The organism is Heliomarina baculiformis (genome assembly GCF_019966545.1).
In the GTDB taxonomy this organism is placed as follows: domain Bacteria; phylum Pseudomonadota; class Alphaproteobacteria; order Rhodobacterales; family Rhodobacteraceae; genus Heliomarina; species Heliomarina baculiformis.
Genome location: NZ_JAIMIC010000029.1, coordinates 1 through 8765 on the forward strand (window position 1 = coordinate 1; position 8765 = coordinate 8765).

Sequence of the window (8765 nt, forward strand, 5' to 3'; positions counted from 1 at the left end):
GAAAACCTGCAAGAGTTCATCGAAATGGACCGCGACCGCGCGCGTTGACCTCGCTGTGGCCTACGCCGGATGCTTACGTTTCGTTTATGCTCACCATGGGTATGCGACGCGGCCAGAAGCTGAACCTTCTGGCGATCACAAGGACGCCGCAAGCAACAGGCCCCACTTCACTCAGGGCGTGCGTTGGCCTGATTTTGAAGATCCATCAGACGAGCCAGTAAATCAACAAAAGGGATGGCGTTTGACTGAAGCAGTCCCGCTTCCAGCATTTTCCGGTAGTCTTGGGCGAGTGCCTCCAAGGCTTCACCCTCTGGGATCAGGCAAAGCGACCCTGAGACCGCATCGGCATAGCTAATCGTCGCACCCGCACGATCTGTTTCGCGGAAAAAGTGCTGTTTGTGCTTCGCTACATCTTGAGCAAGCGTCTTATCTTCCAGCGCCCGAGCAGCGATACCCACAGCCTGCAAGCGATCCAGGTCGTACCAGTGACGCGCATAGCGGTCGCCGCCTCGAAACGCACCCCGCAAGCAATAGGCATGGATAGCTGTCGCCTTCTCCCAAAACGTCCGTTCGGCCATCATCACACGAGGCGTGGCGACGGGCGTAATCAATTCAGGTAGCGCCTGAAAGAGGTCACATACCACTTTGTGACGCTGCGCCGGTTCACCTGTGGACCTAGCGCCAAATTCCAACAAGACCGAGGATCTAACATATCCGCTGCCACTGCGCACCGCGTCGTAGTCCAGATGAATTTTGTCTCCTTCTACACGGGTTTCTGCCAGGAGCGCCGCTGCCTTGACCTTGTCCGACAACATGGGGGCCACTTTTGACCCCACCCACTCGTCTAAGCGACCCCGAACAGCTTCGGTCCATTTTTGAGCTTGCGAGCGGCTTGGCGGATATGGATCTTCGGGATCCTTGATCAGATCGGGAATGATCTGCCTGATGTCATATGTCAGGTCGACATCTTCTGAGAACCGGTCAATCGCCTTATAGACCTTGGAGAGCGACGTTCCTCCCTTGAACACCAGGTGTTCGCCAAGATCACTGTCGAACAAGGCGTTAAGGACCCAAACGACCCAGATATCCTTTTCCAACAGGTCTGCAGGCCGCCCCAATTTCGAGGCGGCCACTTCCAGCGCGTCGATCTTGTCTTCACGCGACAGCGAAAAGTAAGTTTGGCTTTCTGTCATTGCGACGGAGCGAGCGCGCTAAGTTCCTTGGCCATCCAGGTTGGCGCACAGGCACGAAGGCTCAGAAGCTCACGCTTCTCCTCTTCGTTCAACGTTGCCTTGATACACCTCAAAGCCTGAGCAGCTTCGGTTTTGCCGAAATAGGCAAGCGCTCGAAAGGCGTGCCCGGCGCGACTGTTGGGTGCACGAAGCTGCCAGCTCGGCACATGTTTAAGCTCGACGTTTTGCGCTCCGAGCTTCAGATGACGGCTCGGCCCGGAAGTCCAATAGACTTGACGGGATGGATTCTGTGTCGAAATACCGAGCAGGTTCGCTGCCGATGCCCCGCTTTGCGACACGCGCTCACCGGTTGATTTCGCAATGTGCTCAACCACGGCCTCAACTGAGGGCGCCCGGCTCCCGAAGCGGGTTTTCACGGGCTGCGCGAACAATCCCCGCCTCACACGAATAAGCTCCCCTCGCCGTGCCAACCGCGACAGCGCCTGGTCGACCGCAGCACGCTCTCCGAGGTGCAACAACTCCCGCGCCGACAGGGTCGCACCCTCTGGCAGCGCTTCAGCATAGGCCATGATCGCTTGAGATGTGGTTTGCATGTTCGCCTCCAACTGTCAGATATGTAGCTTATTTTCTGACAGTTTTCAAGCTGAAGCTACCGTGGGTCAGTCTAGCTTAGGGCCAGATCGCACTATTGGGACACCTTCCCCGAGACTCTGAGGCACAAGGAGGAGATTCATGACGACGGCAAATCATGACCAATTGGGTTCGCGTTGTAAGGCCCACATCGACCAAGCGACAAGAACGGCCTATAGCCGCTTTTCGGCCTCAGCTGCGAACGAACCCGAACCGGTCATCCGTCCTTTTCGAGCCTAAAAGGAGGTAGCCTTTCCCTCAGACACTGCTAATGGTTGAGTGAACGAATGCCAGAAGCGGGATTACGATGGCGGGACTTCTCTTCAATGCAGCTGAACTGGCAGCGATCGCTGATGCCTTAGCCGATACATCTGACGGACTGACAGGTAGCGAGATCCAGTTCATTCTTTCCGAATGCGGGATGCCGGATGTATCGCCAGATCTCACCAAGCGCAAACGCCTCTTCAATGCGTTTGTCCAAAGCCAGAACAGTCGACAGGATAAGACACGCGTCCTCGGGTTCATCCGCAAGGCTATGAAACCGCCGCGCTACGCTAGGCAGCCGGAGCGCTATGAGCCGCTGCGGGCCAACGTAAACCGGGCGTTAGCTTTTGTGGGTATGCACGTTGAACCCGACGGTACGCTCAAGTCCAGCGATGCCGCCCGGACGCTCCCTGAGGCGGAGCGTAGGGCGCGAGAGTTGCGCGATGATCTCGCCGTCCGGAACGTGCATCCGGATGTACTGCGCTTCTGCCGCGCTGAACTAGTCGCCGACAATTACTTCCACGCCGTCTTGGAAGCAGTGAAGAGCGTCGCCGATAAAATCCGCAGTAAGACGGGATTGAGCGGGGACGGTAGCGCGCTTGTAGACCAGGTGTTTGGGGGCGTCGTGCCCTTACTTGCAATCAACGTCCTCACTACAGACAGCCAGAAAAGCGAACAAAAAGGATTTGCGAACCTGTTGCGCGGCACGTTCGGCATGTTCCGCAACCCTACGGCCCATGAGGCGCGCATCCATTGGTCGATGACCAAAGAGGATGCGGAAGACTTGCTTTCGTTATTGTCCCTTATTCATCGGAGGCTCGATGCTGCCGGTAAGCCGTAGACATTCAGGGAGGACAAATTGAAGATCCAAAAGATTATACTGAAGAACTTCCGGTGTTTTGGACCGGAGCCAACGAAAATCGATCTTGAAGCAGGAGTCACTGCACTTGTCGGCGGGAACGGTGCAGGCAAGACTGCGATGCTTCTAGCGCTTGCCCGTCTCTTTGGTGTCACCCCAAGCCAGAGATCGGTTCGGTTGCGGGATTTTCATCTCCCACCGGATCAACATGAACTTCCAGACGGGAGCACGCTCTACCTAGAGTGCATTCTCGGATTCCCCGAGCTTGCTGGCGGCGGGGCCGGTGGAGATGCCGTTCCGGACCTTTTCGAGCATATGGCTGCCTCCGCGCCTGGCGCACCCCTGAAAGCCCGTCTGCGTCTTAAAGCAACATGGACAAACGACGGGACCCCGGAGGGGAGCATTCAGGAAGACATTCGCTGGATCACGACGCTAGGCGATGAATTCGAGTGGGATAGCTGCCACCGCGTTTCCGCCATCGACCGGGCTGCTATACAGCTGGTTTATGTTCCCGCAGCGCGGAATGCGTCTGAGCGCGTCACCGAACTCCTCAAGGGCCGGCTTTGGCAGGCAGCACGTTGGTCTGACAGATTAAAGAGTACAGCCGGCCGCGGCGCGATGCTCATCCAGAAGCGGTTTGAGCAGGAGGACCCGGCAAGCTTCGTGATCGACCGCCTGAGCAGGCGCTGGCAGCAGCTGAATGAGGCTGATACCGACACGACTCCGATGCTGCGACTTGTCGAGAGCAGGCTCGAAGACTTGGTGCGCCGCGCCGAGTTCGGCTTCTTTCCCGACGAGGCGGGGAGGGTGCGTGAAGTCGAAGATTTGAGCGACGGGCAGCGCTCTCTGTTTCACATCGCGCTTACCGCGGCGACACTGGAGACCGAGCGCGACGTTCTAGCCCTACCGCCAGCGGACGCCCCATTCGAACAAGAGAAACTGCGTCGAGCGCACCTGACTGTGCTGGCTATCGAGGAGCCCGAGAACAGTCTGTCGCCGTTCTTCCTGAGCCGCATCATGACTCAAGCCCGCGAGATCGGAACCCTGCCGAGCGCCCAGGTCGTGTTGTCGAGCCATAGCGCCAGCATCCTTGGCCGAGTCGAGCCAGAAGAAATCCGTTACTTCCGCCTTGACCGCCCACAACGGCGCGCGGTCGTCAGGCCGTTGACTTTGCCGGCCGACGATGCCGACGCGCGGCAATACGTCCGGCTGGCCGTCCGAGCCTATCCGGAGCTGTATTTCGCGCGGTTCGTCGTGCTTGGGGAAGGCGAGTCAGAGCGGATCGTCCTGCCCCGCATCGCCGAAAGCATGGGCATTGCGCTAGACGGCTCGTTCGTGCCTGTCGTGCCTCTGGGCGGGCGCTATGTCGACCATTTCTGGCGATTGCTGAACGATCTCGACATACCTCACGCTACGCTACTCGACCTTGACCTCGGGCGCCGCCATGGCGGCGCTAACCTGATCCGAAGCATTGTCGCCAGTCTTGCCGCCGCCGGCATCGATTTTACGGACACTGTGGAGTATATGCTTGATGAGATCGATCCGACCGATATGGCGGCCTTGGACGACACTACTCTTTTGGCCGGAGTAGGAGGCAGCCCTTGGTTGCGGGCCCTTCAGGACAAGGGTGTATTCTTCTCGCACCCGATCGATCTTGATTTCGCGATGCTCATGGCCTTTCCTGACGCCTACCGACACGCCCGTCCTGGTGGGCATGGCCCGCGCGCAGGCGCTGCAGCGATACAGGCGAAGAAAGAGGTTACCCTTAAGACCGACGGGAATCCTGCGCTCTACGGCGCGGGCTACAACGATCAGTTCGTCTGGTACCCCTACCTGTTTCTTGAGCGCAGCAAGCCCGAGGCACATCTCGCGGCATTTGCCCGCGTCGATAGCGCCGCTCTGGAAGCCGATGCGCCAGCGTCGCTGCGCTCGCTCATCGCGCGGGTGCAGTCTTTCATTAACCCACCGGCGGGGGCATAATGCTGGTTCGCCCAGAAGACTGGCGCCCGCAGGGTGTCGCCGATCTGGAAGATCGCGCGTGGGATGCGCTGCGTGAGACTGGACGCAGCGTATGCGTGACTGCCGGAGCAGGTGCGGGCAAGACTGAGTTCCTCGCGCAGAAAGCCGCTTACCTGCTACAAACCGGATTGTGTCCCTACCCGAGGCGCATTCTTGCTATCAGCTTCAAGCGCGACGCTGCGCTCAATCTTTCCCTGCGCGTCCAACAACGCTGCACGCCAGAGCAAGCGCGCCGCTTTGCCTCGTACACGTTCGATGCATTCACGAAGCAGATGCTGGATAGGTTCCGGATGGCCGTGCCAGCGCCCTATATGCCCCCTGCAAACTACCGCATCGTGTTCCCGGTTAAGGGGGACTACCAAGACTTCTTCCGCAGCGCAGGCCGCCCAAACATTGACCATAAAAGGTTTGAGGCGGCCATTGCGAATGTCAGCCTGCCCATCGACGATCAAGATATAAAGGAAGCCGCAAGGCTTTTTTTGCGGGCGTATTGGGAGCACCAGTATGGGAACTTTGCTGAGGTTCTGCTGACATTTCCGATGATAAACCGGCTGGTAAAGTACATTCTGGAAGTCAATCCTGAAATCAATCAGGCTCTACGGCTATCCTATGGCGCGGTGTTTCTGGATGAGTTTCAAGATACCACTTCAGCGCAGTTTTCGCTAATCAGGACATGCTTTGAGGGGGCCGAAACGCGCCTGACAGCCGTTGGCGATGACAAGCAAAAGATCATGGGATGGGCAGGGGCGATGGATCGCTCTTTTGACGTCTTCACCGAGACATTCAATGCGCGTCGAATTTCGTTGCTCTCGAATTGGCGTTCGCACGAAGAGCTTGTCCGCGTTCAACACGTTATCGCCGCGAAGATCGACCCGAATGTCGAGTTGGCGATTGCAAGAGCAAATCGGCGAGTGGATGGCGATGTGGTAGCGATTTGGGATTTCAAAGAGCGCGAGGCTGAAGTCCGACAGATTGCCCGCTGGATACGGACTGAAGTCGATGCCGGGCGGGTGGCGCCACAGGACGTCGCCATCCTTATCCGGATGAAGGCCAACGACGTCGAGACTGAGCTTGGCCCAGCCCTCGAAGCAGAAGGGCTGATCCTGCGCAACCTGGATAGGCGCGTCGGCGATATCGCCATTCAAGATCTGCTCACAGAGGAGCTTTTTGAAACGCTCTTTCCTCTTCTGCGCCTGGCAGCGTCTGGTCGCAACCCGGAGGCATGGACGGATTCGCAGGCGAGGCTGCGCATCCTCCTAGGGCTCAGCGATGAAGATGATGCCGCTCTCGGGCGTCTCCAGAGGGAATCGGGCGTGTTCGTCCGCGAACTGCGGGCCTATATGGATGAGCATCCGCCCGCCGCAGCTACGGCTATGGAAGTTCTGAATCGAGCGCTTTCCTATGTGGGGAGGGAGCGGTTGGTCGGCGCATTCGCCAACTACCAGCGCCCGGCTGATTTCGAGCGCGTCTATCAGGGCTTCTTAATTCTCCTAACAGAATGCACTGCTGGGCAAGCTCAATGGAGCGACGTCCTCGACCGACTGGAAGGCCTTGGCCAAGTTCCACTAATGACGATCCACAAGAGCAAGGGGCTTGAGTTCCACACGATGATTTTCTTCGGTCTAGACAACAGGACGTGGTGGAGCCTGAATAATGACGGGGGGGAGGAAATGAATTCACTCTTCGTCGCACTTACTCGCGCCCGGCAGCGAGCCTACTTTTCCTTTTGCCTAGAGCGTGGTCGAGCTTTTGAATGGCTTGATGAACTCCTCGCGCCTGTCGGTGTCCAACACATTGACGGTGATTTGATCGCATAGTCACAGTCAGAGTTACCTTGTTATCAATTACTGCGCCCAAGCGTGCATAAGGCAAGTGACGGACCCATGGGGCAGCTGAGCCGCAGACCGATGGCAGTTCTTGCCTTATGCTGCAGCTTAAATGCCGTAATCTCACAGGCCGCTCCCAGCCCACAACGATGAGGAGGGAATGCCTTGTCGCCAATAACTGCAAGAGGATTCGTTCAGAAATCGTGAAACGATTATCATATTGCAATCACAAGGCTTTGTTGGCCAGCGAACGAATCGTTGCACGGCAATTGAAACGATTAGCTGAACGGTGGATTCACGCTCCGCATCGCCAACGCGTTACCCAAAGTCGACTTGCGGTGCTTCCGCTGCAACCCCCGCATCCTCCAGCTGTTCCCGATCCGGAAGATCGCGCAGGCTCTCCAGCCCAAAAGCGAAAAGAAACTGTTCGGTGGTGACGAAGGTATAGGGGGCCCCTCGCCTGGGCGACCTTGGCCCGGTCCCGATCATCTCGCGCGCATGTAGTCGGCCGATCAGGTCGCGGCTGATTTCCTTGCCGAAGATATCCTTCAGTGCGTCGCGGGTGATCGGCTGGTGGTAGGCGATGGCGGCCAGGACCGCGACGTCGAATTCGCTCAGGTCCAGCAATTGATTGCCGACATCCGCAGCGGCCCGGATTGCGGGGGCGTAGGCCGCCCGGGTCCGGAACATCCAGCCGCCAGCGACCTGCGCAACTTCAAAAGCCCGCCCCTCCAGATCGGCGGCAAGGTCCTCTACCAGCAGATCGACCGAGGCCCCCTGCCCCACCACGCGGACCAGGTCCTCGCGTGGGACCGGCGAGGCCGACGCAAAGAGCACCGCCTCGATCCGGCGCATCCATTCGCGCCAGCGCAGCTCAGGCGGCAGGTCGGCCAACTCACGGTCAAGGTCCGGCTCTGAACGATCCTTCGCCATAGCTACACCCCGTAGAGCCGGAAAGTGTCTCGCCCGGTCAGCTCGCGCACCGCGCCGAGATCGACCAGCCGGTCGCAAAGCCGCCGCGCGGCGCGATCCGGCAAGGGCAAGGCCGAAGGCGCCAAGGCATCTCGGGTCAGGAACATCTCGACAGCGGCACCCGCTCCCTTGGCGCGAAGCTTTGGCGCAACGGCCTTCAGGTGCATCACCCGACGCGCGAGGTCGGCGGAGAGACGCACAGCCTCGACCGCCGATAAGATGAGTGCCCGATGACAGGCGAGACGTAAATCGTCGCCCTGCTTGCGCAGGTCCGCGCGTTTCAGACCCGCAGCCAACAACGGCACGAGATGATCCCAGCCGAGTGCCAGAGCGAGGGCCGCATCTGCAAGGATCAGGGCCGCTACGTCCGCACGTGGCGCTTCCGTCAGCACCGCCTCCAACACCATCGCGGCCCGGGTCACCGGCTCACCCTTCCCCGCATCAATCCACGCCGCAATCTGGCCCGGCTCGAGGGTCGGCAAGGCTCGGTCCAGAGCCTTGATCGACACCGACCGCTCCACCGCACGCCGCCAGGCGAGGCAGGTTTCGCCCGCCGGTCCGGGTAGATCGCCGGGCCGCAACAGGTGCACCGCGTCGCGCAACTCCCCTAACCGCTCCGACCGTCCAGAGAACACGACGCAAGCCTCGGCCGCACGCAACGCGAGCCGGTCCCGCAACAAGGCTTGGGGCACCTCTACGCGTCCCAACACTAGATGCAGATGGTTCAGCGCGGCGCCCGACAAAAACGCAACATCTTCAATGGTTTCAGCCCGTGCCGAGGTGACCCAGGCAGGGATCCGGGGTAGTGTGTCTGGGTCGATGGAGTGATCAGGTCGGGCAAAAGTCATGCCTAAAGCCTACACTTGCACGGCGCTTTATTCCAGAAAATAGCGATATAACCGCCCCACCTTGCTCTTTACTACTATGTCCAATAAGTTTGCCTTATCGGACATTGAAGAATATGCTCAGCGGCATGTCGGTGTCGTTTTAGTTTCATGGGTG

The 8765-nt window shown here is 59.0% G+C and carries 7 protein-coding genes; 3 read left to right on the forward strand and 4 right to left on the reverse strand.

From position 1 onward, the window contains the following. Positions 1 to 167: 167 nt before the first annotated feature. On the reverse strand, positions 168 to 1193 hold the full coding sequence (locus tag MF268_RS24935) for a nucleotidyl transferase AbiEii/AbiGii toxin family protein (RefSeq protein ID WP_238373395.1): 1026 nt from the start codon (positions 1191 to 1193) through the stop codon (positions 168 to 170). Further along, the gene (locus MF268_RS24940) at positions 1190 to 1786 is read right to left on the reverse strand and encodes a DUF6088 family protein (protein ID WP_238373396.1); all 597 of its coding nucleotides are present in this window, start codon (positions 1784 to 1786) and stop codon (positions 1190 to 1192) included. The genes MF268_RS24935 and MF268_RS24940 overlap by 4 nt, the downstream gene beginning before the upstream one ends. Positions 1787 to 2130: 344 nt before the next feature. Between MF268_RS24940 and MF268_RS24945 the strand changes: the two genes are divergently transcribed. The 3 genes from MF268_RS24945 to MF268_RS24955 are packed head-to-tail and all read left to right on the forward strand — an operon-like array spanning position 2131 to position 6782. Further along, positions 2131 to 2928, forward strand: a complete 798-nt coding sequence (locus MF268_RS24945; RefSeq protein WP_238373397.1) for a TIGR02391 family protein — start codon at positions 2131 to 2133, stop codon at positions 2926 to 2928. A gap of 18 nt (positions 2929 to 2946) precedes the next feature. Continuing rightward, a complete protein-coding gene (locus tag MF268_RS24950; RefSeq protein WP_238373398.1) occupies positions 2947 to 4926 on the forward strand; it encodes an ATP-dependent nuclease in 1980 nt (659 codons plus the stop codon). Beyond that, entirely contained in the window at positions 4926 to 6782 is a 1857-nt protein-coding gene (locus MF268_RS24955) for a UvrD-helicase domain-containing protein (protein ID WP_238373399.1), read from the forward strand. Before MF268_RS24950 ends, MF268_RS24955 begins: the two co-directional genes overlap by 1 nt. A 327-nt stretch (positions 6783 to 7109) precedes the next feature. On the opposite strand, the gene scpB is transcribed toward MF268_RS24955, so the two are convergent. Further along, positions 7110 to 7724 carry an SMC-Scp complex subunit ScpB gene (gene scpB / locus MF268_RS24960; RefSeq protein WP_238373400.1) on the reverse strand — a complete coding sequence of 205 codons (615 nt, stop codon included), beginning with the start codon at positions 7722 to 7724 and terminating at the stop codon, positions 7110 to 7112. A gap of 2 nt (positions 7725 to 7726) precedes the next feature. Beyond that, entirely contained in the window at positions 7727 to 8611 is an 885-nt protein-coding gene (locus MF268_RS24965) for a DUF1403 family protein (protein ID WP_238373401.1), read from the reverse strand. Positions 8612 to 8765 lie beyond the last annotated feature (154 nt).